Here is a 25,601-nt window from a genome sequence, read left to right on the forward strand (position 1 = left end):
AGGAATAGAAAACATGGGTATCTTTAAAAAACTATTTGGCGGTAACGCCCCCTATAAGCCTGGAAAACTGGATTTAAACCGCCCTGTGCCGCTCGGTGAAATTTTCCCGGACGTCAATCTTGCGCACAGCGTATTAAATGAGCTTAACAAACGCGCAGGAAAAAAGCTGTCAAATATAAACGAAGCGGTTACCATTGATGATTTAAAGGAGGTTCACAGCTTAAAAGCCTCTGGAATGGAGATCCGCTCATTGGAGGGAATGGAGTATTTATTCAAGCTCCAGGAAGCCGATCTGAGCCACAACCTTATTCAGGAAATCCCGTTCAGTCTCGAGGATGTGACCCGGCTGAATAACAAGTATAAAGGCGGCTTCATCCTCAACCTTTACGCCTATATGCTGGATTTATCCGATAACCGCTTTGCCGCTGTGCCTGAGCTTGTCAAACAGTACCGCGATAAGGAAAGAAATCTGTTCATCGACCTGAGCAGCAACCCGGTACTGGATCCTGAGGTGAAAAACCCTTCCGCAGAGGGCTGCGCTGAGGTTATCAGAAAGCATTGTCCCGAGCACTCGGATACGGCTTTTTCCTGGCTTTTGTACTATATCAACGCATACTATCTTGTTAAAACCCAGAAAGGACTCATAGGTTATGCCGAAACAGCTCCCGGCGATTTTACACCGGAGCCGCTGGCTTTTATTAAAGCGTCAGAAACAACCATAAAAAACACGGTTTATCCCGACGGCTTTAACAGCCAGCACAATTTTGCACTGGTCAATGACCGGGGAAAAGCAGCCGTCTCACTTAAAAAAGCTGAACAGGAGGCGCTTAAAAAGATCATTGATTTTAAGCTCAAAGATGGCCTTGTACCGACGGGAGAGAACGAACCCTCTAAGGCCGCGGCGGCCGGTGAAACGCTCAGTGAAACCGCTGTTCTAAACTATTATAACGAAAACACGGATAAGCTTTGTCCAGAGCTGTTTTCAGACGAGATTTTATCGGACAGCCTCTCTGCTGATAAAAAGCGGGTTCTGGAACAAAAGAAGCTTTTAAAGGAAGCGACCGATTGTCTGGACACAGCCATCCAAAATACCGAAAGCCCTGAAATTTCAGAAAAGCTTAAAACCATCAAAGGCCTTACGGAAAAAATCATGGGGCATATGACCGAAAATCCCAAGGAATATCATTTTTCATTTGAGATCAACTACCTGCCCATGACCTTGGATATTGTGCGCTCCTATAATAACCTCAGCCAGCCTGCCGGGGAGACTGAGGAAAACAGACAGGCACGGGAAAAAATTGAAGCCAGCTTTGACACGATCATCGAGGCTTTCCGAAACTATATCAGCCAGTTTGAGCAAAACACCACCATCGACCTCCATTCAGACATCGACTCACTTTTATCTCTGTTTGAAAGTCATGGATTGACAGACAGGAAATAAAAAAAGAAGCACTGAAGCCTCTGAGCCTTCCAGTGCTTTTTTATTTACTGCAAATTATCCTTCAAACGATAGCCGGCATCCTTGAGGGCATTTTCAATTTGGTGGATATGGTCATAATTTCTTGTTTCAAGCTCGATCCGGAGGTAACAGCCGTTCACGTCCGCATTTTCACTGGCACGTTCATGATGAATGGAAACGACATTCCCGCCCATATCTGCAATAATGGCGGATACGCCCTTGAGCTGCCCGGGTTTATCGACCAGTTCAATGTTTAATGAGCAGGTACGGCCTGATTTCAAGAGACCGCGTTTGATAACCCGCGAAAGGATTGTGACATCAATATTGCCGCCAGACAATAAACAGACAACCTTCTTTCCCTTGATAGGAAACTTATTAAACAGAGCTGCTGCAACAGATACAGCGCCGGCGCCTTCGGTAATCAGCTTCTGCTGTTCGATAAGGGTGAGAATGGCCGTCGAGATTTCATCGTCCGTGACCGTGGCGATCTCATCCACATATTGCCTGCAAATCTCAAAGGTATGCTGTCCTGGTTCCTTTACCGCAATACCGTCTGCGATGGTCGATACCTCAGCCAGACGTTCGATCTGTTGATCCGCAATGGAATTGAGCATGCTGGGGGCCCCGCTGGCCTGGACACCATAAACCTTGATGTTCGGATTCAAAGACTTGATGGCAAAGGCAATGCCGGAAATCAGCCCGCCGCCGCCAATGGGTACAATCACAGCGTCCATATCCGGAAGCTGGTCCAGCAGTTCAAGGCCAATGGTACCCTGACCTGCAATGACGTTTTCATCGTCAAAGGGATGAATAAAGGTATAGCCCATTTCCTGCTGAAGCTCCAGAGCCTTCTGATAAGCGTCATCATAGACGCCTTCCACAAGGCAGACATCCGCGCCATAGTGCTTTGTCGCCTCAACCTTTGAAATAGGCGCGCCGTCCGGCAGGCATATCAACGATTTAATACCGTTTTTAGTCGCGGCCAGTGCCACGCCCTGGGCATGATTTCCAGCGGAACAGGCAATGACGCCTTTTTCCTTTTCCGCCTTTGTTAATTGTGAAATTTTATAATAAGCACCCCGCACCTTGAAGGAGCCAGTCACCTGAAGATTTTCGGTTTTTAAATAAATTTTTCCATCCGATTTAATGCCAGGCGCATAAATCAAATCGGTTGGACGGATCACTTTTTTTAAAGTGTACGAAGCATGATAAATTTTGTCAAGTGTCAGCATGGTTTTCCTCTCTTAAATCATTCGTTTTTAAGTTGTTAACTGCTAATATACCCTTTGTGTATTTTTTTGTCAAGAAGTTTGGAAATATGATTGGACTTATGCGCTGCCTTATATTATAATTTTATAGTTGAAGTCAAACTGGATACCTGTGGTCCAGAGGCTGAAACAGTACGTCTGTCTTAAAACAGAGTATGAAACAGGAGGAATCATCATGACTGGTATTGTAGACCGGATTGAAGGTACAACGGCCATCGTTGAGCGTGAGGATGGTATTTTTGTTAACGAGCCTGTCTCAAACTATGAAGCACCTATTAAAGAAGGATATAAAGTGGACCTGGAGCGTCATGAAGTTTTAGTATCTGATTTCAATAAAGATGATTTATCTCGCATTAACCAATATTTTAACGATTAGTTTAACGGAGGAACAAGTATGAAGTTTTATTTGGCGTTATGGTACGCTAAAGCCATTAACGGCCTCATCAATCTTGTCAGCAAGGGGAGAGGGTCTAACCTTTCCGGAGAGAAGGCCTTAAAGGTAGACCCCAGAATGGTCGAGCATTTCAAGGGGATCGACTATTCCAAGGTTGTTTTTATTACAGGAACCAATGGTAAATCGAGCACCACCAATCTGGTGACGCACATTTTAAGAGAAAACGGAAAAACCGTTGTATCAAACCTGGAGGGAGCTAATTTACTGCCTGGTATCGCGACGATTCTGGCAAAAGAATCGACAATGACCGGAAAGCTCAAGGCAGACTATTTTGTCTTTGAAACAGATGAGCGTTATCTACCGCTCATCTATGATCAGCTTCCCGCAGAAAATATGTTAATCACGAATCTGCAGAAGGATCAGGTTCAGCGCAACGGCGACCCGGATTTTATCTATCGTAAGCTCACCTCTTTTATGAATCCTAAAATGCACTTATACTTAAATAACGAGGAGCCAAGGACAAAATCCTTTGAACGCTTTACGGACCATGTCACTTATTATGGCGTGGAAAAGCATTCTGAATCCTTTGAGAAGGACGAAACCTATCCAACCTGTGCCTGTCCAAAATGTTACCATAAAATTGATTTTGACTATTACACCATCGACAGCGTTGGGCCGTTTACCTGTACGAACTGCGGTTATTCCAGCGAAGCGGCGCCGCACTACGCTGTGAAGGATGTTGACTTTGAAAACAAGACCTTCACGGTTGAGGATGAGACCTTTAATATGCCTTATGATCTGCCGTTTATGCTGTACAATTACAGCGGTGCTCTGGCGCTCTGTGAACGCTTTGCAGGCGTTTCCGTCAAGGAGGCAGTCCCGGCCTTTAAATCCTTTAAAAACATTGGCGGCCGTTTTGAGGTGCTTCACTACAAGGATAAAACCATTAAGTATATGCGCATCAAGCAGGAAAATCCGGATACCCTCCAGAGTGCCTTAAACATCATGGCTTCGGATCAGGAAGCCAAAATGGTCTGCTTTGGTTTCTACGCGGTCTCAGATTTTATCCCTTTTTATACCAACACCTTTTACAGCTTTGACTGCGACTTTAAGCCGCTTGCAGAATCAAATGTTGAAAAATATTTTTGTTTTTCACAAAATGTTTGCTATGATACTGCCAACCGGTTAATTTATGAAGGCGTTGAGGCTGAAAAAATCGCCATTAAGGATACCGATGATATCGAGACAATTTTTGAAGAAATTGAAAAAGCGGATACTTCTAATATTTACCTGATTACATGGCTTGAAACCTTTAATAAAATGAAAAAATACATCGAGGAGGGCAAATAAATGAATGAAAAAACATTAAAAATCGGGTGGATGTTTCCCGATTCCCTTTACCTCCACGGTGACCGCGGAAATGTCCTGGCACTAAAGCGGATAGGTGAAGCCGCAGGTTTTGAGGTGGAAATTGAGAAAATTGATTTCGACACTGAAGATTTTACCCCGATGGATTACGACTTTTTATTCTGTTCCCCCGGGGAGATCGCATCTTTTTCCTCCATTATCGACTTTCTGGAGCCCTATGACCTTTCGCTCCGCGGCTTTATTCAGGCTGGCCGCCCCATGCTTGTCACAGGAACCAGTATTGCTCTATGGGGCAACGAAATCCAAAGAGACGATGGCAGTGTTTTGAAAGGCCTCGGCATTATTGATGTGGAAACCACTGAAAACAAAGCGGTTTACGGCGATGATCTCTATTTCAGCTGTAGTCTGAACGGCACTCAAATGGAAATCATCGGAAACCAGATTCAGATGGCCGATTTTAAACTGACAGGTGATGATGAGCCGTTTGGGCAGCTGAACTACGGCTATGGAAACAACGGCAAAGACCGCAATGAGGGCGTTCAGGTCAAAAACGCTGTTTTCACAAACACCCTCGGCCCAGTGCTTGTCTGCAATCCCTGGATGACAGAAGCCTTTATCCGCATTATTGCAGATAATCAGGACGTTGTTCTTGAAGATTTTTCTGTCAATATGTCCCTTGAGGAAAAGTCCTTTGAGACTAAAAAACAGTTTGTTTTGAAAAAAACAACGTACCTGACAAATTGTAAAAGATAGATGAAAAACAGAAAAGTAATTTTGGGGTTCAGCGGCGGTGTCGATAGCGCCGCCGCTGCCCTTATTTTAAAAAATAAAGGTTACGAGGTTTTAGGCGTAACCTTTGATTTTTTTGGAGATGAAACGCTTCTCGAAAAAGCTGGCGCTCTGGCCCGAAAAATCGGTATCCGGCATGAATATGTCGATAAGCGGCAGGATTTCAGGGAAAAGGTTATCGACCCCTTTATCGCTGGTTACCTCAAGGGCTATACCCCTAACCCCTGTGTCCGTTGTGACGCGGTCATGAAATTTAATGGACTCTTGGATTACGCCGATAGAGAAGGGGCCGTCCAGATAGCGACCGGTCACTATCTGAAACTTGAAAGATCCCACGGGCATATTCGGATTAAAGTCAGCGATGATCCCAGAAAGGACCAGAGCTATTATCTTTATACGCTTAATCAGGCATGCCTGAAGCGGCTCATTTTTCCTCTGAGTGCCTTTAAATCAAAGGACGCCGTGCGTGCTTATCTAAACGAGCAGGGCATCGGGATTTCAAAGTCTGAAGAAAGCCAGGGCATCTGCTTTATTCCGGATGGAAACTATGGCCGCTTCATAAAAAAAGAAATCCCCTTAATGCCAGAGGGGCGTTTTCGTGATCGCTTTGGCAGTATTCTCGGAACTCACAATGGCTTTTACCATTATACGGTGGGGCAGAAGCGCGGCATTCCTTTACTCTCCGGAAAAAAATACGTTGTTACGGCTTTACGCCCAGAATCCAACGAGGTCATTCTCGGCGAGGAAGCAGAGCTTTACCAGAAAAGAATCTTTTTAAAAGCGCTTCATTTTATTGAAGGCCGCCTATACGCAGGAAAAGTTCAGTTTAAAATCTGCCGCTGGGGCTATCTGTATTCCGGGACCCTTTTTCTGTCAGATGCCCACCGTGGTTATCTGGAATGTGATGAAAGGGTTCGAGCTCCCATGCCCGGGCAGGCAGCTGTATTTTATGATGGTGACACGCTTTTAGGCGGAGGAACCATTGATTATAAGTAAAAAATTATAAAATCCTTTAAATGAATTGATTTATTTCAGTTTTAAAGCTATAATAGAGGTTGATTTATTTGATTGATGGAATAGAGGTTATGAAATGGGAAAATTTTTTGGTACTGATGGTGTCCGTGGTGTCTATGGTGAGGAATTAACCACAGAATTAGCCTATCAGCTTGGACGTTATGGCGCTTATATACTTTCTGAAGGCAGCCATAATCCTAAAATTGTTATCGGCAAGGATACCCGTATTTCGGGTGATCCTCTTGAAAAAGCTCTGACCGATGGTATCATCTCCGTCGGCGGCAAGGTCGTACTGGCAGGCGTTATACCAACACCTGCGGTGGCGGTTATCGCGCGCGAGATTAACGCAGATGCCGGGATTGTCATCTCAGCATCGCATAATCCTTATCAGTTTAACGGGATTAAATTTTTCAACGGCGATGGCTATAAGCTTTCAGATGACGTAGAAAATCAAATTGAAAAATGTATCATTGACCAGCTCACGATCAATGATCGTGCAGACGGCTCAGTCGAAACTCTGGAGCAGCCTGAGAAAATATATGTAGATCATATCACAAAGGGATTTGCCTGCGATTTTTCTGGTATCCGCATGGTACTGGACTGCGCTAATGGTGCATCCTTCCGCATTGCGCCGAAGTTCTTTATTGATTCCGGTGCTGATGTAGTGGTGATCGGGCATGAGCCTGACGGGAAAAACATCAATGACGGGTACGGTTCCACCTGCCTTGACAAACTCAGCGAGCATGTTCTTTCAGAAAAAGCGGATATCGGAATTGCCTTTGACGGAGACGCAGACCGTTGTCTGGCGGTTGACAATGAAGGCCGCATTATCGACGGTGATAAGATCCTTCATCTGGTCGGCGCAAAGCTGAAACAGGAGGGGCGTCTGAATAAGGACACGGTTGTAGTGACCGTTATGAGCAATATCGGCCTTGATATTGCTTTAAAGGACTGCGGCTGTAAAAGTGTAAAAACAAATGTCGGCGACCGCTACGTTTTGGAGGAAATGCTGAAGGAAGGCTATAACCTTGGCGGCGAGCAATCCGGCCATGTTATTTTATTAGATCATAATACCACCGGCGACGGTCTCTTGACCGCGGTCTCTCTTTTAACCATTTTAAAGGAAGAAACCCGTACTGCGGCTGAGCTTGCCTCCTTAATGACATCCTATCCTCAGGTGCTGGTGAACGCTAAAGTAACCAATCAAACTAAAAATGATTACTTAACAGATGCAGTAATCCAGGAACGGATAGCGGAGGTTGAGAAACATTTTGACGGTCAGGGACGTGTACTGATCCGCCCATCCGGCACAGAGCCGCTGGTGCGGGTCATGATCGAAGGAAAGGATCAATCGGAGCTTAACCGTATCGCCACAGATCTCGCTAAGCTCATTGAAGAACGCCTGGCTTAAGAGGTTGTATAATCCTTTTAAATATGCTATAGTAGCCTTAAGCACAATGACGGCTGTTGCCGTCTGCAAAGTGAATCATTTTGCATATAACCCGTTTTTAAAACGGAGAGGTTCGTAACCATCCCTCTATAAAAAACTAGGAAAAGAGCGTTATAAAGGGCGTACGGTTACACGTGCGCTCTTTTTGCGTTTATCCACTGGTTAAATTTAACCAAGGAGAAAATAACATGACAAAAAGAAAAGTAATTATTGACTGCGATCCGGGGATTGACGACGCGCTGGCAATTATGCTGGCATGCCGTTCGCCGGAACTTGAAATTTTAGGCATTACCATTGTATCCGGTAATATCAACGGTTATCAGTGCGCCGAAAACGCACTTCAGATTTTAAAGGTTATGGATCGCCTGGATATTCCGGTTTATCTCGGCGCGACACGTCCTCTTTTAAGAGATATGGTCGTTGCAGAGGAAACGCACGGCGAAGATGGGCTGGGCGGCGTTAGATTTGAAAAAATCGAAAATGTCCGTTATCATGAGGGCGCCGTCGACTTTATTTTGAATACATTAAAAACCGAGGATCATGTTTCTGTACTTGCCATTGGCCCCTTAACCAATCTGGCTCTGGCCTTACAGGCTGATAAAGCCGTACTGAGCCGGCTCGATGAGCTTGTCTTAATGGGCGGCGCTTTCAAAAGCCACGGCAACTGTTCGCCGGTGGCTGAGTTCAATTTCTGGGCTGATCCGGACGCGGCTGAAATGGTTTTGAACCAGTTGGACCGCCCCATTACCATGGTGGGCCTGGATGTCACCCGGGAAGTTGTTCTGACGCCAAACTACATCGAGCTGCTGCGCCAGCTTGAGGATCCGGTGGCGGATTGCATTGTTGATATTACACGATTTTATCTGGATTTTCACTGGGAACAGGAGCGGACTCTGGGCTGCGTTATCAATGATCCCCTGGCCATCGCTTACTTTATTGATCCCTCCATTTGTTCGGGCAAAGACTACTATGTGGACGTGGTTACCGAAGGAAAGGCCATTGGGATGAGTATGGTAGACGCCGGTAATATTTATAAGAAAAAACCCAACTGTTTTGTTCTTACACAGGTACACGCCAGAGCATTTATGGAAATGTTTATGACGCGTCTTTTTCCTGAGCATCAATCAGATATTACTGCGGTTTTATCCAATGAGAAATACGGTTATGAATAGGCGGTGGCGGTTATGAAGAAGCTTACCACCAATATGCTTGTTTTTATGGCCATGGCCGTTGTTTTGAATTTTGTGGGCTGTTTTGCTGCGTTGGTGCTTAAGCTTCCAGTTTATCTGGATTCGATCGGCACGCTGCTTTCCGCGGTGCTGATGGGGCCTGCTGCCGGCGCGGTTGTCGGAGGCCTGACCGCACTGATAAACGGTGCGACCATTGATCCGGTATCCCTTTACTTTTTACCGGTGCAGGTAGTGGCTGGCGTATCAACAGGACTGCTTTTTAAAACCGGCCGTTTCGAGGGATTAAAATCTGTACTGGCCATTGTGCTGGTAACTCTGTTTGTTTCCATTATGTCCTCTGTGATCGTCGCCTTTGTGTTTAACGGCGTTACATCTTCAGGGTCGAGCTTTATTGTCGCCGTCTTAAAAAATTCCGGCGTTAACATTATTACCTCTGTTTTTTCAACTCAGATCATTACAGATCTGTTGGATAAGATTATTTGTTTTTCAGTCGTCTTTGGCATTATTAAGGTTATTCCGATTCCCTTAAAAAATAAATTGGTAAAGCATTATTGAGAAAAAGAAGGCTCCGGCCTTTCTTTTTTTGTCAATTTTTTCCCTATACTCCTGGTTTTGCTTCATTGACAATAGAGCTGGTCAGCGGTAGACTTTAAGGTACATGGTAAAATGCTTATATAAAGGAGGACGTGCATAAAAATGAAAGACATCTTGAAGAATTTAATAAGCGAAATGATTGACTATGAAAGAGGAAATCCCCGCCGTGTTCAGCACTTTTTAAAGGTTCATGCCTTTGCAAAAATCATCGCAGAACAGGAGGGTTTAGATGAAAGAACGCGGGATACCCTGGAAATTGCGGCTGTTCTGCATGACATAGGGATCAAACCAAGCGTAAAAAAATATGGCTCCAGTGCCGGAAATTACCAGGAAATTGAGGGACCTCCGGTGGCCCGTTTCCTGTTGAAAAAATATAACGTATCTGATGAAATCATGGAACGCGTCAGCTTTCTGATCGCCAACCATCATACATATGGCAGCATCCAGGCCGTTGATTACCAGGTGCTCATCGAAGCAGATTTTCTGGTAAATATTTATGAGGACAGTATGAAGCCTTCGCAAATAGAAAGTATACGTGACCGCATATTTAAAACAAAAACGGGAATCCGTTTTTTGGAGACCATGTTTCTAGCCAATGAAGACTAAACGCACAAACAGAAAAGATGGGGGAAAGAGGGTAAGGAAAGTATGTCCTTGTCCTCTTTTTTGTTTTCAAAGACTTTATAGCAAGACAGGTGAGTTGACTTTTTGAACAACGTTCAGTATAATAAAGCTGAACATTGTTCAAGGAGGGGGAAATGGATAATAAAGAAGCCATCATTCAAGCGGCAGTCGCTCTTATCAATGAAAAAGGGGAACAGATGAATGAAATTACAGTACGGGAAATTTGTAAAAAGGCAAATGTCGGATTGGGCCTTGTCAATTACCATTTTGGGAATAAGGACAAGCTAATTGAATTATGCGTAAAACGTATGATCAGCGGTATCGTTGATAATTTTCAGTACATTCGTGAGCAAACAGATACAGGCCTAACCCCCTTTAAAAAGCTTGAAACGCTTGGAGAAATGACTTTGACCTTTTTATTTGAGCATGATGCCGTTTCAAAAATTTCCATTCTCACAGATATGAGCATGCCCAAAGAAGATGATAATACGCGCAGGACCTACCTGGCTTATCTGCCGCTGGTTTCTGCCTGCTGTCCCGATTGGGATGAAATGACCGTGAAACGAAAAACATTTTGTCTTATTGCGACAATGCAGCAGATATTTTTAAGACATAAAGAAATCCTACAGCTGCAGGGAATTGATCTCACAGACAAAGAAAAACGCAGATTATTCCATGCCCAGGTTTTACACGATATTTTGGAGATATAGGCTATATGAACATTACAGTTATAAACGGAACCGAAAAACACGGCGTTACTTACCGGCTGAAAGAGCTGTTTTTAGCACCGTTTCAACAGCGCGCTGAGATCACGGAATATTATCTGCCGAGGGACTGCCCGCATTTCTGCAACGGCTGTACAAACTGCTGTCTGAAAGGCGAACAAACCTGTAAAGACGCCGAAGCTGTACACGCCATCGAAAAAGCGCTTTTAAAAGCCGATTTGATCGTAATGACTTCACCGGCCTATGTTTTTCACACAACAGGTGCCATGAAAGCTTTTCTGGACCATTTTGCCTACCGCTGGATGCCGCACCGTCCCGCTTCAGAAATGTTTGGAAAGCGGGCCGTTATTCTTACTCAATGTCTGGGCGCGGGCGCAAAATCTGCGGCAAAAGATATTAAACACAGTCTTTCCTGGTGGGGCATATCCAAAATCAGTGTCTTTACAGGCGCCCTGATGGGCGATATTGTCTGGGACCGTCTTACTGAGAAAAAACGGGCTGAGTTTACTCAAAAAATCAATCGTTTGTCCGAAAAATTTGTCCATATCAATTATGCAAAACCCGCGAGGACAAAATTAGCCACAAAGCTGAAATTTTATTTTTGCCGCATGATGCAAAAATCACTACATCAAAACGACCCCGAATATCTGGATGGAAAATATTGGGCGGCGCAGGGCTGGCTTGAGGGCGCCAGACCCTGGAAGATTTAAAAAAGAGCACGGCGCAAAATTGTGACGTGCTTTTTATATTTTATGCAGAATATCTTTTAAGCGGACAAGCGATGCGAGAGAACCTTAAAAAACTTGATCTTCTTTATATTTTTTGCTATAATTGCGTATAACCTACGTTATACGCAATTATAGCTATTGAAAGGAAAATAAAAATGGACCTCAAACACAATGCCCTGCTCGACGAGCTCGACGATTACCTGCTCTCCATTCGAGGCTTTTCACCAAACACATTAATTTCATATCGAAACGATCTGATGCAGTTTTTCCGTTTTTTAAAGGTACGCTTTCAGTTGGCTGACTCAGACGCCGAATTTGAAGCCATTGCCATAAACGATGTGGATCTGAAAATTATAAAGCAGGTCACGCTTCCGGATATTTATGCTTTCCTAAGCTACTCCACCTCCAAGCGCAGCAACATTGATTCGACCCGCAAAAGAAAAACCGCTGCCATCAAAAATCTGTATCATTACCTGACCACCGTCATCGATACTAAAATGGAAGATCCAACCCAAAGGCTTGAGATACCAAAGGTTAAATCCCGTGATCCGGTCTATCTCACCCTTGATGAGGCGCTGAGCCTTTTAAACGCCGTTGACGGCGAATTTTATGAGCGTGACCTAGCGATCATCACATTGTTCTTAAACTGCGGAATACGGCTTTCTGAACTGACAAATCTTAAAATTGAGGATATTCAGGAGGAAACGATCCATATTGTGGGCAAAGGCAATAAAGAGCGTAATATAAGGCTTAACGACGCCTGTGTAGAGACACTGGAAGCCTATATGGCGGTTCGCCCTGAGGATACCGAAATTCCCTATGTATTTTTAAGCAAACGGAAAACCCCGCTCTCCAACCGTACTGTACAGTCAATGGTAAAAAAATACGTTTTAAAAGCTGGTCTGAACGCGGATAAAATCTCTGTTCATAAACTCCGCCACACTGCCGCCACGCTCATGCATAAATATGGACAGGTCGATATTCGTACGCTTCAAAAAGTTTTAGGCCATGAGAGCATTTCTACTACAGAAATCTATACTCATATCGAGATAGACGATGTTCGGGAGGCGATCTATCAGAATCCTCTTGCCAAACGAAATCCCGGGCATAAAAAATAAACAAACGTAGCTTTAATTTTCGAGAACAAATGTTTACTTTTGTTTTCTTTTATGTTATAATAAACCCAACAAACTTGGGGGTATCTAAAAATGTATGAAGATTTAACTGAAAAACAAAAACAAATTTTGGAATTTATAAAAAAACAGACAAGAGAATGTGGGTATCCGCCTTCTGTCCGTGAAATATGCGAGGCTGTGGGCTTTAAATCCACTTCTTCGGTACACTCTCATCTCAAAACACTTGAACAGCGTTCTTATATTCGGCGAACATCCCTTAAAACCCGCGCCATCGATGTTATTAATAAGGATGATGACGATGGCCTTGAAAACTTTCAGACCGACCGTGAGATGGTCACGCTTCCCCTTTTAGGTAAAATCACCGCTGGTGACCCTATTCTGGCGGCTGAGGATATTATGGACCAGATTCCCCTTCCCCTGAGCTTCGTCGGCACCGGCGAACACTTTCTGCTGAGGGTTAAGGGCACCAGTATGATCAACGCCGGGATTTTAGACGGGGACGATATTATTGTAAAAAAACAGAACACCGCTAACGACGGTGATATTGTGGTTGCCTTTCTTCTTGAAAATGAAGAAGCAACCGTTAAAACCTTTTTCCGGGATCAGGATATTATTATCCTGAAACCTCAAAACCCGAATTTTGAGCCAAGAGAGTTAAAGGATACCGATGTTCAGATTCTGGGCCGTGTAACCGGTCTGCTCCGTAAAATGTAAAACCCATAAAAAGAAACCTCCAGTCTGTAAACTGGAGGTTTTATTTTACGATTCCGGACGGTCTGACGAAGCTTCTGCTTCCATATCTGTCTGAAGCGTATCCTGATCTGTGTCCTCAGGATTTTTTTTGTTGGCCTTAACCAGTTCAATCTGGCTTTCAAACAGCTGGTTTTGGAGATCAAGAATCGCCTTGCGGTTAGATTCACTTTCAATTTTAGCCTGTTTCAGGTGTTCCCGGTATTGGTTAAGCAGCTCATTCTTTTCTTCAATTTCTTTTTGGAGCTGTTCTTTTTCCTCAACAAGCTGAAGCTTACTCTCTTTAAGTTCATTGATTTCTTCGCCGGCAGCCTTTAATTCTTCCTTTACAAGGTTGATATTGTTGGCTTCTTCCTCCTGCTTACGCTCAGCGATAATCACATCTTTTTTAGCTTCAAATAAAAGCTCTGTGATGTTCATACAGCCAAGAATCGCAATACGGATGTGGTTAGTGAAAGGATTGCGTTCCTTTACCTTTGTCAGCTCGTCATTAACGAAGGTGGCGATTTCACGGATATAATCCTCACTTTCCCCAGCTTTTACAGAAAAATCATTCTCTAATATGCGAAGTTCGACAACTTTTTTTTCTTCAGGCAATTAACTTACCTCCTGTATATAAAAATTAATTAGTTCTCTTCTTATCATTATAAGTAATCTTATAAGAAATTTCAAATAAAATATTAAAATATTACAATTATTGTCGATTTTTAAGGATAAATTGCTTAATTTCTTCCATATTGCCAACCTCATACGCAATTCCCTCCTCGGTCATGGCGTCATAACCATCGACATCGGAATTGACAATGGCGTCATCCACGTAAATTGGTTTTCCGTAGGTATGGGCAAAATGCAAGGTATGCATCGTTCCGCTGTTACGGGCAAATTCAGATACCAGCACAAAGTTTGAAGCCGCGGCCTGAAGGCGGTCTCTCTCGATAAACATATAGGCGTTTGAAGTGGACAAAGGAGAGAACTCGCTGATGATACAGCCACCGCCAGCAATAATACGGTCGGCCAATTCTAAATTTTCGCGCGGTGTAATCGTCATTAAATTTGACGGAAGAAAAGCAACTGTTTTTCCTCCAGCCTTCAGACAGCCGAGATGCGCTGCAGTATCACAGCCAAGGGCCAGTCCGCTGACTACAGTATAGCCCTGTTCCGCCAGGCTCTTTCCGCAATTATAGGCAAAATGATAGCCAATATCCGACGGCACGCGGGTCCCGATAACAGCGGCTCTGTTAACATTGGCAAGAGGCGACAAATCGCCTTTATAATAAATGAGATCCGGACCATCTTCAAAAAGCAGCGCCTTAGGGAAATCTTCGGAATAAGAATTGATTATCTTAATGTCATTTTCTTCACAGCACTTTAAAATTTCATCCGCGCGTTTTCGTGCATCCAAAAAAGTACCGATCGTACTGCCGCGTGAAAAAACGTTCAGAGATATACCGATTTCAACCAACTCTAAAAGGTGGTAGTCGGCCGGATTTTCAACAGATTTTAAAATGGTTTTCACTTTTTTTCGTCCGATGCCCTTCAGCTGGCAAAGTGCTATAATACTGCGGTTTAAATCATTCTTACTCATAATTCTCTTCCCTTCTATTGCTAAGGCAGACGAAGGTGCTGCCTGGTATTTTAAATTCATGCATTAAGACCGGGGCTTAAAAAAGCCCCGGTAAATTTCTGTCAATTGATCTTTATATCATCTTAACGCGATTCGTGAAATCTTTATACGATCTTAACACACTACTATTATACCATATTAATCCCTTAATTGGGCATTAAATCCATTTTTGAGATCAGATAAAATTTCATCCATTACTGGATTGATGTCATCGTCCGTTAACGTTCTTTCAGGATGGCGGAATAAAATCGAATAAGCCAGACTCTTCTTTCCTTTTTCGATCTGTTCTCCCTGGTAAACGTCGAAAAGCTCGACACTTTCCATAATCCCTGCGTCATGGGCTTTAATGGTCGCTTCAATTTTTGAAGCGGGTACATCTTCATCCAGAACCAGAGCAATATCTCTTGAGGAACCCGGATACTTGGGCATTTCAGCAAATTTAATGATATCCTGCTGCAGTTCAGCCATAATATCAAAATCCAGTTCGCAGGCATAGGTACGTTTCGGAAGATCATAGTTCTTGACAACCAGCGGATGGATCTCCCCTACCTGGCCAACAAGGGTATCCCCCACTCTTATTTCCGCTTTTCTGCCCGGGTGATAGAGGTCTGGTCCTGCCAGAATAAAATCATAGCCTGTAATACCGGACCGGTCGAGCAGCAGTTCAACAACGCCCTTAATGTCGAAATAATCAGCATTTCCATAGGAAGAAATGACCAGATGTTTGCGTTCTACAGGCAGCTCTTCCTTATTTGGATTTTTATGATAAGTCTGGGCAAATTCAAAGAAACGGCCTTGAGGATTTTTACGGTTATAGTTTAAACTTACCACTTCCAGCTGGTGGCCCACCAAGGTATTGCGCATAATACTGTTTTCTTCACCAAGCGGATTAATAAGCGGAACCAGATCGTCACCACAGTCCATATTTAAAGCGTTGATACGTTTGACGCTGGTGAAGGAAGTGGTGAGAGTCTGGTAGTATCCGGCGCCAACCAACAGGCCTTGAAGCATATCCTGATATTTCTGTTTAACCGTCTTTCCACCAACAAGAGTGGTACCGCCCATGATGGTGCTGGGAATCCTGTTATAGCCATAAATCCGGGCTACCTCCTCAGCCAGATCTTCAGGGATTTCAAGATCCTGACGATAGTCCGGTACCTTAACCAGGAGGTTACCATCGCCTTTATCCTCAACGGTCAAGAACAGCCTTTCTAAAATTTTAACCACATCCTGGTCCGAAAGATCAATGCCGATGAAGCGGTTGATCCAATCCACATTCACCTCAATCTCACGTGATTCTTCCGGTTTGTGATAAACATCAATCATTCCTTCCAGAACATCACAGGCACCGATCAGGTCAAAGAGATAGGTTGCACGCAGCGCAGCAGTTTCAGCCAGTGCAGGATAAATGCCCTTTTCATAGCGCCCGGAAGCCTCTGTACGCATTCCAAGCTTTTTGGAAGTCAGGCGAATACTTGTTTTATCAAAACACGCGGATTCAAGGACAACATATTCGGTGTTTTCGGTAATTTCAGAATTAGCGCCGCCCATAATCCCCGCGACTGCCACAGGATATTTACCGTTGGTGATCATCATCATAGATTCATCAATGGCACGTTCTTTATCATCCAGTGTGACGACCGTTTTTTCTTGATTTCCGGTTTTTACCACAATCTCGTTAGAATTAAGGCTCTTGTAATCAAAGGCGTGAAGCGGCTGGCCAAGCTCCAGCATTACATAGTTTGTGACGTCAACAATATTGTTAATCGGGCGGACACCGCTGTTTAAAAGCTTGAGCTGCATCCAAAGTGGAGAGGGCTCAATCTTTTTAACCTTGAACATTTTGGCTACATAGCGGGGACACAGCTCTGTTTCGACCTTTACACTCAAATGATCTGCAATTTCATTTTTTGTTTCTTTTTTATCATAAAGCTTGACCGGCGCTACTGCCTCGTCAAGCGCTGCCGCAGCTTCGCGGGCAATTCCATAAATAGACTGGCAGTCTCCACGGTTGGCGGTTAATTCCACCTCGATAATACTATCGTCGATCCAGAGCAGCTCACGCACTTCGACTCCCAGCTCAGTGTCTTCGGGCAGAATATAGATGCCATTCTTCACTTCAGGGGTAAACAGATCTGTATTCATTCCCAGCTCTTCCACAGAGCACATCATGCCATAAGACATAATACCGCGGAAATCGGTGCGGCTCATCTTATGTCCGCCTGCAACCACGGAGTTTTCAACCGCAACCGGGACAACGGCTCCTTCAAAAACATTGGTTGCGCTGGTGACAATGGTCAATGGCGACGCAGCTGCCACGTCAATCTGACAGACGACCAGCTTATCAGCATCCGGATGTTTTTCAATTTTTACAATTTTACCTGTGATAACACCGGAAACTTCTTCCGAAACCGGATCAATGGTTTCCACCTTTGTACCGGACATTGTCAGGATATCCCCAAAAGCTTTGGGGTCCTGTTCGATTTTCACATATTCTTTTAACCAGTTGAGTGATACTAACATATGGGGCTCCTCCTATTTGAATTGTGTCAGAAAACGCATGTCGTTTTCGAAAAGCAGACGTAAGTCGTTGATGCCGTATTTGGTCATGGCTACCCGCTCAAGGCCCATACCAAAAGCAAAGCCGCTGTAAACATCAGGATCAATGCCGCAGTGGCGCAGCACATTCGGGTGTACCATGCCACAGCCCAGAAGCTCAATCCATCCGCTGTTGCCGCACACCTTACAGCCGGTGCCCCCGCATTTAAAGCAGGTAACATCCATTTCTGCGCTTGGCTCCGTGAAATAGAATTGATGCGGACGGAATTTCGTCTGGACATTTTCACCAAAAAGCTTTTTGGCAAACATATCCAGGGTTCCTTTTAAGTCAGCCATTGTAATCCCTCTGTCAATGACAAGCCCTTCCATCTGATGAAATACCGGTGAATGCGTCGCGTCGATTTCGTCAGCGCGGTAAACGCGGCCCGGCGAGATTACCCGCAGCGGCGGCTTTTCATCCATCATAACACGAACCTGAACCGGTGACGTCTGAGTTCTTAAAACGACCGCATCATCATCGTAATAAAAGGTTTCCTGCAAATCCCGGGCAGAATGCTCCTGGGGCATGTTAAGATAATCAAAATTGTATTTGGACCACTCAATTTCAGGTCCTTCGGCAATGGAAAAACCCATTCCCATAAAGATTTCTTCCAGATCATTGATAATAATACTTAGAGGGTGCAAATTGCCCTCTGATGGTTTTTTGCCGGGCAGTGAGACATCCAGCTTTTCTTTTTCAATGGCAGCCATCATTTCGGCTGTTTCCAGCGCTTCCTTTTTTCCAGCCAGCCCGGTTTCAATCTCTTCACGAACCTCGTTGGCCAGCTTGCCAATAACAGGGCGTTCTTCTTTGGAAAGCTTACCCATTCCCTTTAAGGCCGCGGTTAAAACACCCTTTTTACCAAGGTATTTTACACGGATGTCATCGAGTGATTTCATATCGCTGACAGTTTTCAGATCTTCCAAACAATTTTCTCTGATGCGGTTTAATTCCTCTTGCATTTTTATCTCCTTCTTCGTAATAACATTTTTATCGGATCGCGGCTATAAAATAAAAAAGCCCTTCATGCAAAATTGCATAAAGGACGAATAAACTCCGCGGTACCACCTTTGTTGCCGCCGCCCGTTTGGCCCGGCCCCTCACGTATAACGTCACGTTAACGCTGACCACTACAAGCACTTCCATGCCTTGGCAGTCAAAACTCAGGAGGGAACTTCAGTAGCACTGTTCACCAAAACCCTCTCAGCCGCTGGGGTTTTCTCTCTGTAAGTGAGCGGCGTGCCGCCTACTTTCTCCATCATCGTCTTTATCTTATTTTTTTATTTGTGAATCGCCCGTGCAATATCATACATTAAAATACCGGCGGCCACCGAAACATTTAAGGATTCAGCGTGTCCGTACATGGGCAGCTTGTATAAAACATCACACAGATTTTCCAGAGTCCTGGACATTCCCTTTGACTCATTGCCAAGCACAATACCAACTGACGTCTGTGCGGCCAGAGAAGCTTCCAGATTCGTATTTCCCTGAAGCGAAGTACCAACCATGCGGACGCCCTGCTCTTTAAGAGAGAGCACAGTCTCTTCCAGATCACAGCTTTGAAGAACCGGTAAATGAAACACTGAACCCATGGCTCCCCGCAGTACTTTTTCATTGTAAATATCTGCCGTTTTTAGTGAACAGACAATCCCGTCAAAACCAGCGGCATCCGCTGTTCGTATAATGGTTCCAACATTGCCTGGATCCTGCACATCATCTAATATAACATAAGTTGGATAATTTTTCCCGCTTTTTTTGCATTTATCTTCAAATTTTTTTTCTGAGACGTCAAATTTTCGGGCTGTACATAAAACACCCTCCGGCATTTTTAAAGCGGACATCGCTTCAAAAACGCCGAAATCAACCATGGTTACAGGAATACCAGCGTCTTCCAGGCGTTTTAACGCTGCTTTTGCCGTCTCCCTTAACCCTTCAAGCCACTGCGGCGTTACATAAACTGAAGTGATATCCACCTTCCAGGCTTCCGCTTCTATAAATAGCTTGGTGCCCTCCAGAATAAACAGCCCTTCTCGGTCTCTGTTTTTTTTCTGTTTCAGCCTGATAACACTTTTAACCGCAGCATTTTGACGGGAGGTGATCAATTCTTCTGTCATCATTTTAATTTCCAGCCTGATAGAGACGGGTTACATCGTTTATATCAGCGTTGTCACCAATAACGACCAGCTTGTCACCGGACCGGATAATGTCTGTCGCCACCGGAGATACGTTCAAATGATCCTGAGAGCGGATGGCAATGACGTTGAGTCCATATTTCGTACGCATATCTAAAGACTCCAACGCCTGATTTTCCCATTTATGCAAAGCGTCAACCTCAACAATCGAATGATCTGTATCCAGCTCCAGGGCGTCGATAAAATCGCCGGAATAAAGACTGTGTCCAACACGCTCGCCCATATCCCGCTCTGGAGAAAAGACCTTTTTAACCCCCAGCTTGAGCAGAACCTTTTCATGCTGTGCGTTATTCGCCTTTCCGTAAATCTCCTGAATCCCGAGCTCCTGCGCGTTGACAACGCCCATAATGCTGCTGTTAATATCCGAGGTAATGGAAATAATAACGGCATCGACATTTTTTAACCCGATGGACTTCAGAGCATTAATATCTGAGACGTCGGCCTGAACTGCGTAGGTGACATAGTTGGCAATATTCTGTACCTTCTCCTCATTTTTATCAACAACGATCACATTTGATCCCAACTCACTTAAAGTAATGGCAAGCGCTTCGCCAAAACGGCCAAGCCCCAGAATAGCAAATTGTTTTTCCTTCAATTTATGCTCCTTTTAACCGATCAAGACATTGCCCTCAGGCAGCTTGAACTGGCCTTTATTCTCAAGTTCTTTTCTTTCTTTTCTGGTAATAACATATGCGATCGTCAACGGACCGACACGACCAATAAACATTGTAATAATCAGCGCCACTTTGCTGAAGGCATGGAGCTGCGGTGTTAAATCGCAGGTAAGCCCAACTGTGGAATAAGCCGAAAACACCTCAAAGGTAACTGCCATGGGGTCCGCCCCGGGTTCACAGACCATTAAAACCATAATGATAGCGATGATAATCGAAATACCGATGGTCAGTACACAGGCGGCCCGTTTAATGGTAATCTCAGGGATGCGCCGTTTAAAGCAGGTGACATCCTTGCGACCCATAAGCTCGGTAAACAGCGTGATCGCCATCATGGCCACGGCCGTGGTTTTAACTCCGCCGGCTGTTGATCCGGGCGATCCGCCGATAAACATCAGCACAATGGTCAGCACCTTGGAAACTGGGTTAAGCCCTGTCTGACTTATGGTGTTAGAGCCGGCAGTACGCGGTGTAACAGACTGGTAGAAAGCTGCGTAAATCTTGCCATACCATGGCAGTCCACCCATTGTTTCAGGATTGGCATGCTCAAAGATATAAAACAATATTGCACCACCCAGCACTAAAATCGCAGTGATGCTTAAAACAATTTTAGAATGCATGCTCAGCCGTCTGGTTGTCCGGTAGCTGACAATTTCACTGGTAACAGCAAAGCCAAGTCCACCGACAACAATAAGCGCGCAAACAGTAAAGTTCAACAGGAAATTATTGGCATATCCCGTAAAGCTCTGAAAGCCGCCGATCAGATCAAAACCGCCGTTGCAAAAAGAGGAGATAGAATGCCAGATGCCGAAATAAATCCCCTTTCCCAGCCCATAATCCGGAACAAATACAAAAGATAGCAGCAGTGCTCCGATACCTTCGATCACTAAACAGGAAACAACAATATATTTTGTGAATTTCACAACCCCCTGTACCCTGTCGGAGTTGACAGAGGATTGAATGAGCAGACGATTTTTAATCGTGATGCGTTTACCTGCCAACACAAAAAAAATGGTCATCAGAGACATGAAGCCAAGACCGCCGATTTGAATTAAGAGAATAATGACAATCTGACCAAACAACGACCAGTAGGTTCCGGTGTCCACAACCACCAGTCCGGTGACACATACGCTGGAGGTCGCCGTAAATAAACAATTCAAAAATCCCGGACTCTGGCCGGAAGCACTGGAGACCGGCAGATTTAAAATCACTGCCCCCAGTAAAATTACCGCCGCAAAGCCGAACATCAGAATTTCGGCCGGGGAGCGGTGCCGCATAAAGGTTGCCATACGGCTGCCTTTTTTAACAATGTTTATCATTTGTCTGCTCCAAGTAAATATTTTATTTGCTTTCACCTATTGTACCATTCTGTCAAAAAAAAGCAAGATCGTTTGCTGCAATGAATCCTTTTCTAAAGGAGACTATTACCCAACATGGTGAAAATATCACATAAAAAAAACTTCCCAAGGACTGAGAAGTTTTTTGTCTTGGTTCTTAAAGCTTAAGCCTGATGTTCTTTGGCAACATCAACTAATTTTGCGAATGCATTAATATCATTCATTGCTAAATCAGCTAAGATCTTACGGTCCATTTCAACGCCAGCCTGTTTCAGGCCAAACATGAATTTGCTGTAGCTTAAACCATATATACGGGTACCGGCATTGATACGGGTAATCCATAATCTTCTGAAATTTCTTTTCTTTTCTTTACGACCTCTGTAAGAAGAACGCAGTGCACGCATGACTGCTTCGTTCGCTGGTCTGTATAACTTGCTTTTAGCACCATAATAGCCTTTTGCAAGTTTTAATACTTTTTTATGCTTCTTTTTGGCGTTAACGCCCTTTTTAATTCTAGCCATTAAAATTTTCCTCCTTGCTCACTATTATTTCATTAACATTTTTTTAACAACTTTTGCGTCGCTTGGTACTAAGTAACCAGCTTTTCTAAGATTTCTCTTTCTCTTCTGGCTTTTCTTATTTAAGATGTGGCTTTTATAAGCCTTAGCGCGTTTGATCACACCTGATTTTTTCACTTTGAAGCGCTTTGCAGCACCACGATGGGATTTCATTTTTGGCATAGTCGATTCCTCCTCCCTATCTTCGTCAACTTATTTTTTATTTTATTTATATAATGAAGTATAACAAGTTATACCATTATAGGCTTAGCTTACTTATCCTTTTTGGGGGATAAGAACATAACCATGCTGCGGCCTTCCATTTTTGGTGGCTTGTCAACCGTACCATAATCAGTTACACGTTCAGCGAAGTCAAGTAAAACACCCCTACCCTGATCCGTATAAGCCATTTCACGGCCTCTGAAACGGATGGATACTTTGACACGATTGCCCTGTTCTAAGAACTTAACGCAGTTTTTGACTTTAACCATGATGTCGTGTTCCTCAACCCGTACAGACATACGAATTTCTTTGATAACAACCGCTTTCTGGTTTTTCTTTGCTTCTTTAACACGTCGCATTTCTTCATAACGGAATTTACCGTAGTCCAAAATTTTACAGACCGGCGGCTTCGCGTTAGGAGAAACCTTAACGAGATCCAGACTTTTTTCATCTGCCAGTTTCTGTGCCTCTTTTGTTGGCATCACACCCAGCATTTCTCCGTTTGCATCAATTACGCGGACTTCACGATCACGGATTTCCTCGTTAATTTCGTGTTGAACTTCTCTTGCTATAGTAATACACCTCCATTTATGGGTATTTATTAAAACAAAAATGCAGGTAGACATAGTCCACCTGCATTAAACAATCAATTACTTAAATTGCTATGAACCCGCCTTGTTAAAAAGACCAGGTGAGAAGTGGACACCTCTGCTTTGTTTGCTTAACCAGTATATAGCAACCATAAATAATTGTCAAGCACTTTTTAAAATTAATCTAAAACCAAAGATTTATTCGCAATGTTCTGAGCCAGGCGATATTTAAATTCGTCAATTTTCAGAGTTTCCTGCTCGCCAGTATCGCGATTGCGGATACTCAGGCGTCCAGATTCGACCTCTTTATCGCCGATAACCAGCATATACGGGATCTTCTGCATTTGCGCTTCACGAATACGGTAGCCGATCTTTTCATCCCTGAAGTCAATCTCTACTCGGATACCTGCATCTTCAAGCTTAGCGGCAATTTCTTTGGTAAATGCGTCGTGTGCATCTGACACCGGGATAAGCTGTACCTGTACCGGAGCCAGCCAAAGCGGAAATTTTCCGGCAAAGTGTTCAATTAAGATGCCGAGGAAACGTTCAATACTCCCGAAAATAGTACGGTGCAGGATAACCGGGCGATGCTTTTCACCGTCGCTGCCGACATAGGTTAAATCAAAACGTTCCGGCATCTGCATATCCAGCTGAATCGTGCCACACTGCCATGTACGGCCAATGCTGTCTTCCAGATGGAAGTCAATTTTAGGACCGTAGAACGCTCCATCGCCAGGATTCAGCTGATAATCCATCCCTTTTGCTTCCAGCGCTTCACGCAGCGCCGCGGTTGCGACTTCCCAGTCTTCATCTTTGCCAATGGCCTTTTCCGGCTTGGTAGAGAGTTCAACCTTATACTTAAAGCCAAAAATATCATAGATCTCATTGGCCAGATCAATGATCCCGATCACCTCATCCTTTACCTGGTCCATGGTCAGGAAGATATGCGCGTCATCCTGAGTAAAGGTACGGACACGCATGAGTCCATGAAGTGCTCCGTGGAGCTCGTGGCGGTGTACCTGGCCCAGCTCTCCCATACGCAGAGGCAGCTCACGGTAGCTGTGCTGTCTTGTTTTATAAACAAGCATGCCGCCCGGGCAGTTCATTGGCTTGACCGCAAACTCCTGTCCGTCAATTTCAGTAAAATACATATTTTCTTTATAGTTATCCCAGTGGCCTGAGCGTCTCCACAGATCAGCATTCAGCATAATCGGTGTCTTGATTTCCTTATAGCCTTTTTTCGCATGTTCGGTGCGCCAGAAAGTTTCAAGCTCATTTCGCAGAACCATTCCCTTAGGATGGAAAAACGGGAATCCTGGTCCCTCTTCATGCATTGAGAAAAGGTCTAATTCTTTGCCCAGCTTACGGTGATCACGTTTTTTAGCTTCCTCCAAGCGCTGTAAATATTCGTCAAGCTCGGATTTTTTAGGAAAAGCAATCCCGTAGACACGTTGGAGCATTTTGTTATTGGCGTCACCATGCCAGTAGGCACCGGCAAGGCTCAAGAGCTTAAACGCCTTAATCTGTGATGCGTTGCGGATATGAGGGCCTGCACACAGGTCAGCCCATTCACCCTGGCCATAGAAGGAAATGACCGCGTCCTCCGGCAGATTGTTGATCAGCTCGGTCTTATAGGTCTCACCCTCTGACTCTGCCCATTTCAGCGCATCCTCTCTGGATTTTGTATAGTATTCAATTTCAGGCGCTTCCTTAACAATTTTCTTCATTTCCTTTTCGATCTTTTCAAGGTCTTCCGGTGTTAAGGTGTGGTCTAAATCAATGTCGTAGTAAAAGCCATTATCGATGGCCGGACCGATGGTTAGCTGCGCTTCAGGCCAGATACGTTTGATGGCCTGAGCCATAAGGTGAGATGCAGAATGCCAGAAAGCATGCTTGCCGCCTTCAGAATCAAAGGTTAATAAGTTTAAATTACTGTCTTCAGTAATGGGCCTGCGGATGTCTACCAGCTCGCCGTTTAACTCGCCGGCCATTGTATTGCGCGCCAGTCCCTCGCTGATATCCTTCGCCACATCATAAACAGTGATTCCAGGTTCATACTGCTTAACAGAACCGTCTTTTAAAGTTATGTTCATAAGATTACCTCCATAAAATTGATAAGTTAATTTCGATTAAATCGATTATTTTCTTCTGAACGGAACAGAATATTAAAAACGTCCCATTGTCGTTGACAATGGGACGTTCATTACGCGGTTCCACCCAAATTGGTATACACGGTATACCCACTCTGATACTGATAACGGACAGTCTTCCGGTACTGCATTTGACAGCCAACTCGTGGGGGGGTCTTCAGTTAAGGATT

The 25,601-nt window shown here is 44.3% G+C and carries 25 protein-coding genes, 1 riboswitch and 3 other annotated features (1 of these 29 cut by a window edge); of the genes, 13 read left to right on the forward strand and 12 right to left on the reverse strand.

Annotated elements, in window-relative coordinates; genetic code table 11:
- Positions 1–13 precede the first annotated feature (13 nt).
- On the forward strand, positions 14–1,441 hold the full coding sequence (locus tag I2B62_RS04435) for a 5-bromo-4-chloroindolyl phosphate hydrolysis family protein (protein ID WP_195267746.1): 1,428 nt from the start codon (positions 14–16) through the stop codon (positions 1,439–1,441).
- A 44-nt stretch (positions 1,442–1,485) separates the two neighbouring features.
- Here I2B62_RS04435 and ilvA read toward each other — a convergent pair whose 3' ends face one another.
- Positions 1,486–2,691: a threonine ammonia-lyase gene (ilvA, locus tag I2B62_RS04440; RefSeq protein ID WP_195267747.1), complete on the reverse strand. Its 1,206-nt coding sequence runs from the start codon at positions 2,689–2,691 to the stop codon at positions 1,486–1,488.
- Between the two features lie 211 nt (positions 2,692–2,902).
- On the opposite strand from ilvA, the gene I2B62_RS04445 reads away from it, so the two are divergent.
- The 12 genes from I2B62_RS04445 to lexA all read left to right on the forward strand — a co-directional run bounded on the left by I2B62_RS04445 (position 2,903) and on the right by lexA (position 13,453).
- Positions 2,903–3,103 (forward strand): hypothetical protein, encoded by a 201-nt coding sequence (locus tag I2B62_RS04445; protein WP_195267748.1) that lies wholly within the window; start codon positions 2,903–2,905, stop codon positions 3,101–3,103.
- Positions 3,104–3,121: 18 nt separating this feature from the next.
- Positions 3,122–4,471, forward strand: coding sequence for a Mur ligase family protein (locus I2B62_RS04450; RefSeq protein WP_195267749.1), 1,350 nt, complete (start codon positions 3,122–3,124; stop codon positions 4,469–4,471).
- Complete coding sequence (locus tag I2B62_RS04455) at positions 4,472–5,242, forward strand: cobalamin biosynthesis protein CobQ (protein ID WP_195267750.1); 771 nt, start codon at positions 4,472–4,474, stop codon at positions 5,240–5,242. It abuts the gene before it with no gap.
- Positions 5,243–6,274, forward strand: coding sequence for a tRNA 2-thiouridine(34) synthase MnmA (gene mnmA, locus I2B62_RS04460; RefSeq protein ID WP_195267751.1), 1,032 nt, complete (start codon positions 5,243–5,245; stop codon positions 6,272–6,274).
- A gap of 94 nt (positions 6,275–6,368) precedes the next feature.
- Entirely contained in the window at positions 6,369–7,703 is a 1,335-nt protein-coding gene (gene glmM / locus I2B62_RS04465; RefSeq protein WP_195267752.1) for a phosphoglucosamine mutase, read from the forward strand.
- A gap of 101 nt (positions 7,704–7,804) precedes the next feature.
- Positions 7,805–7,849: riboswitch (PreQ1 riboswitch) on the forward strand.
- A gap of 81 nt (positions 7,850–7,930) precedes the next feature.
- Positions 7,931–8,914, forward strand: coding sequence for a nucleoside hydrolase (locus I2B62_RS04470; RefSeq protein WP_195267753.1), 984 nt, complete (start codon positions 7,931–7,933; stop codon positions 8,912–8,914).
- 12 nt (positions 8,915–8,926) lie between these two features.
- On the forward strand, positions 8,927–9,487 hold the full coding sequence (locus I2B62_RS04475) for an ECF transporter S component (RefSeq protein ID WP_195267754.1): 561 nt from the start codon (positions 8,927–8,929) through the stop codon (positions 9,485–9,487).
- 141 nt (positions 9,488–9,628) lie between these two features.
- Positions 9,629–10,132 carry an HD domain-containing protein gene (locus I2B62_RS04480; protein WP_195267755.1) on the forward strand — a complete coding sequence of 168 codons (504 nt, stop codon included), beginning with the start codon at positions 9,629–9,631 and terminating at the stop codon, positions 10,130–10,132.
- 152 nt (positions 10,133–10,284) lie between these two features.
- On the forward strand, positions 10,285–10,860 hold the full coding sequence (locus tag I2B62_RS04485; RefSeq protein WP_195267756.1) for a TetR/AcrR family transcriptional regulator: 576 nt from the start codon (positions 10,285–10,287) through the stop codon (positions 10,858–10,860).
- A 5-nt stretch (positions 10,861–10,865) separates the two neighbouring features.
- Complete coding sequence (locus tag I2B62_RS04490; RefSeq protein ID WP_195267757.1) at positions 10,866–11,585, forward strand: NAD(P)H-dependent oxidoreductase; 720 nt, start codon at positions 10,866–10,868, stop codon at positions 11,583–11,585.
- Between the two features lie 173 nt (positions 11,586–11,758).
- Positions 11,759–12,721 (forward strand): tyrosine-type recombinase/integrase, encoded by a 963-nt coding sequence (locus I2B62_RS04495; RefSeq protein WP_195267758.1) that lies wholly within the window; start codon positions 11,759–11,761, stop codon positions 12,719–12,721.
- Between the two features lie 90 nt (positions 12,722–12,811).
- Positions 12,812–13,453 (forward strand): transcriptional repressor LexA, encoded by a 642-nt coding sequence (lexA, locus tag I2B62_RS04500; protein ID WP_195267759.1) that lies wholly within the window; start codon positions 12,812–12,814, stop codon positions 13,451–13,453.
- A gap of 45 nt (positions 13,454–13,498) precedes the next feature.
- On the opposite strand, the gene zapA is transcribed toward lexA, so the two are convergent.
- The 11 genes from zapA to thrS form a co-directional block, all read right to left on the reverse strand.
- Complete coding sequence (zapA, locus tag I2B62_RS04505; protein ID WP_243259406.1) at positions 13,499–14,086, reverse strand: cell division protein ZapA; 588 nt, start codon at positions 14,084–14,086, stop codon at positions 13,499–13,501.
- Positions 14,087–14,183: 97 nt separating this feature from the next.
- Entirely contained in the window at positions 14,184–15,074 is an 891-nt protein-coding gene (locus tag I2B62_RS04510) for a DNA-processing protein DprA (protein ID WP_195267760.1), read from the reverse strand.
- 177 nt (positions 15,075–15,251) lie between these two features.
- Positions 15,252–17,636, reverse strand: a complete 2,385-nt coding sequence (gene pheT, locus I2B62_RS04515) for a phenylalanine--tRNA ligase subunit beta (protein WP_195267761.1) — start codon at positions 17,634–17,636, stop codon at positions 15,252–15,254.
- Positions 17,637–17,648: 12 nt separating this feature from the next.
- Positions 17,649–18,674 (reverse strand): phenylalanine--tRNA ligase subunit alpha, encoded by a 1,026-nt coding sequence (pheS, locus tag I2B62_RS04520; RefSeq protein WP_195267762.1) that lies wholly within the window; start codon positions 18,672–18,674, stop codon positions 17,649–17,651.
- 76 nt (positions 18,675–18,750) lie between these two features.
- Positions 18,751–18,983, reverse strand: a binding site (T-box leader).
- 9 nt (positions 18,984–18,992) lie between these two features.
- Positions 18,993–19,829, reverse strand: a complete 837-nt coding sequence (locus tag I2B62_RS04525; RefSeq protein ID WP_195267763.1) for an RNA methyltransferase — start codon at positions 19,827–19,829, stop codon at positions 18,993–18,995.
- Position 19,830: 1 nt separating this feature from the next.
- Positions 19,831–20,499 (reverse strand): TrkA family potassium uptake protein, encoded by a 669-nt coding sequence (locus I2B62_RS04530; protein ID WP_195267764.1) that lies wholly within the window; start codon positions 20,497–20,499, stop codon positions 19,831–19,833.
- Positions 20,500–20,511: 12 nt separating this feature from the next.
- Positions 20,512–21,894 carry a potassium transporter TrkG gene (locus I2B62_RS04535; RefSeq protein WP_195267765.1) on the reverse strand — a complete coding sequence of 461 codons (1,383 nt, stop codon included), beginning with the start codon at positions 21,892–21,894 and terminating at the stop codon, positions 20,512–20,514.
- A gap of 182 nt (positions 21,895–22,076) precedes the next feature.
- Positions 22,077–22,433 (reverse strand): 50S ribosomal protein L20, encoded by a 357-nt coding sequence (gene rplT / locus I2B62_RS04540; RefSeq protein ID WP_195267766.1) that lies wholly within the window; start codon positions 22,431–22,433, stop codon positions 22,077–22,079.
- A gap of 24 nt (positions 22,434–22,457) precedes the next feature.
- Positions 22,458–22,652 carry a 50S ribosomal protein L35 gene (gene rpmI, locus I2B62_RS04545; RefSeq protein ID WP_013380523.1) on the reverse strand — a complete coding sequence of 65 codons (195 nt, stop codon included), beginning with the start codon at positions 22,650–22,652 and terminating at the stop codon, positions 22,458–22,460.
- Positions 22,653–22,741: 89 nt separating this feature from the next.
- Positions 22,742–23,317, reverse strand: a complete 576-nt coding sequence (gene infC / locus I2B62_RS04550) for a translation initiation factor IF-3 (protein ID WP_195267767.1) — start codon at positions 23,315–23,317, stop codon at positions 22,742–22,744.
- Positions 23,292–23,411, reverse strand: a sequence feature (ribosomal protein L20 leader region). (Overlaps the previous gene by 26 nt.)
- A 49-nt stretch (positions 23,412–23,460) precedes the next feature.
- The gene (gene thrS, locus I2B62_RS04555) at positions 23,461–25,374 is read right to left on the reverse strand and encodes a threonine--tRNA ligase (protein WP_195267768.1); all 1,914 of its coding nucleotides are present in this window, start codon (positions 25,372–25,374) and stop codon (positions 23,461–23,463) included.
- A 96-nt stretch (positions 25,375–25,470) separates the two neighbouring features.
- Positions 25,471–25,601, reverse strand: a binding site (T-box leader) (it continues 76 nt past the right edge of the window).

It is taken from the genome of Eubacterium sp. 1001713B170207_170306_E7 (assembly GCF_015547515.1).
Classification (GTDB): Bacteria; Bacillota; Clostridia; order Eubacteriales; family Eubacteriaceae; genus Eubacterium.

Excerpts from the sequence above, each read along its gene's own strand:
- I2B62_RS04495 (WP_195267758.1), top strand. The coding sequence starts at position 11,759 with ATGGACCTCAAACACAATGCCCTGCTCGACGAGCTCGACGATTACCTG.
- infC (WP_195267767.1), bottom strand. The coding sequence starts at position 23,317 with ATGTCTACCTGCATTTTTGTTTTAATAAATACCCATAAATGGAGGTGT.
- mnmA (WP_195267751.1), top strand. The coding sequence starts at position 5,243 with ATGAAAAACAGAAAAGTAATTTTGGGGTTCAGCGGCGGTGTCGATAGC.
- I2B62_RS04445 (WP_195267748.1), top strand. The coding sequence starts at position 2,903 with ATGACTGGTATTGTAGACCGGATTGAAGGTACAACGGCCATCGTTGAG.
- pheT (WP_195267761.1), bottom strand. The coding sequence starts at position 17,636 with ATGTTAGTATCACTCAACTGGTTAAAAGAATATGTGAAAATCGAACAG.
- lexA (WP_195267759.1), top strand. The coding sequence starts at position 12,812 with ATGTATGAAGATTTAACTGAAAAACAAAAACAAATTTTGGAATTTATA.
- I2B62_RS04470 (WP_195267753.1), top strand. The coding sequence starts at position 7,931 with ATGACAAAAAGAAAAGTAATTATTGACTGCGATCCGGGGATTGACGAC.
- thrS (WP_195267768.1), bottom strand. The coding sequence starts at position 25,374 with ATGAACATAACTTTAAAAGACGGTTCTGTTAAGCAGTATGAACCTGGA.
- I2B62_RS04490 (WP_195267757.1), top strand. The coding sequence starts at position 10,866 with ATGAACATTACAGTTATAAACGGAACCGAAAAACACGGCGTTACTTAC.
- pheS (WP_195267762.1), bottom strand. The coding sequence starts at position 18,674 with ATGCAAGAGGAATTAAACCGCATCAGAGAAAATTGTTTGGAAGATCTG.
- ilvA (WP_195267747.1), bottom strand. The coding sequence starts at position 2,691 with ATGCTGACACTTGACAAAATTTATCATGCTTCGTACACTTTAAAAAAA.
- rpmI (WP_013380523.1), bottom strand. The coding sequence starts at position 22,652 with ATGCCAAAAATGAAATCCCATCGTGGTGCTGCAAAGCGCTTCAAAGTG.
- glmM (WP_195267752.1), top strand. The coding sequence starts at position 6,369 with ATGGGAAAATTTTTTGGTACTGATGGTGTCCGTGGTGTCTATGGTGAG.
- I2B62_RS04480 (WP_195267755.1), top strand. The coding sequence starts at position 9,629 with ATGAAAGACATCTTGAAGAATTTAATAAGCGAAATGATTGACTATGAA.
- I2B62_RS04525 (WP_195267763.1), bottom strand. The coding sequence starts at position 19,829 with ATGATGACAGAAGAATTGATCACCTCCCGTCAAAATGCTGCGGTTAAA.
- I2B62_RS04455 (WP_195267750.1), top strand. The coding sequence starts at position 4,472 with ATGAATGAAAAAACATTAAAAATCGGGTGGATGTTTCCCGATTCCCTT.
- I2B62_RS04485 (WP_195267756.1), top strand. The coding sequence starts at position 10,285 with ATGGATAATAAAGAAGCCATCATTCAAGCGGCAGTCGCTCTTATCAAT.
- I2B62_RS04510 (WP_195267760.1), bottom strand. The coding sequence starts at position 15,074 with ATGAGTAAGAATGATTTAAACCGCAGTATTATAGCACTTTGCCAGCTG.
- I2B62_RS04535 (WP_195267765.1), bottom strand. The coding sequence starts at position 21,894 with ATGATAAACATTGTTAAAAAAGGCAGCCGTATGGCAACCTTTATGCGG.
- I2B62_RS04435 (WP_195267746.1), top strand. The coding sequence starts at position 14 with ATGGGTATCTTTAAAAAACTATTTGGCGGTAACGCCCCCTATAAGCCT.
- I2B62_RS04450 (WP_195267749.1), top strand. The coding sequence starts at position 3,122 with ATGAAGTTTTATTTGGCGTTATGGTACGCTAAAGCCATTAACGGCCTC.
- rplT (WP_195267766.1), bottom strand. The coding sequence starts at position 22,433 with ATGGCTAGAATTAAAAAGGGCGTTAACGCCAAAAAGAAGCATAAAAAA.
- I2B62_RS04475 (WP_195267754.1), top strand. The coding sequence starts at position 8,927 with ATGAAGAAGCTTACCACCAATATGCTTGTTTTTATGGCCATGGCCGTT.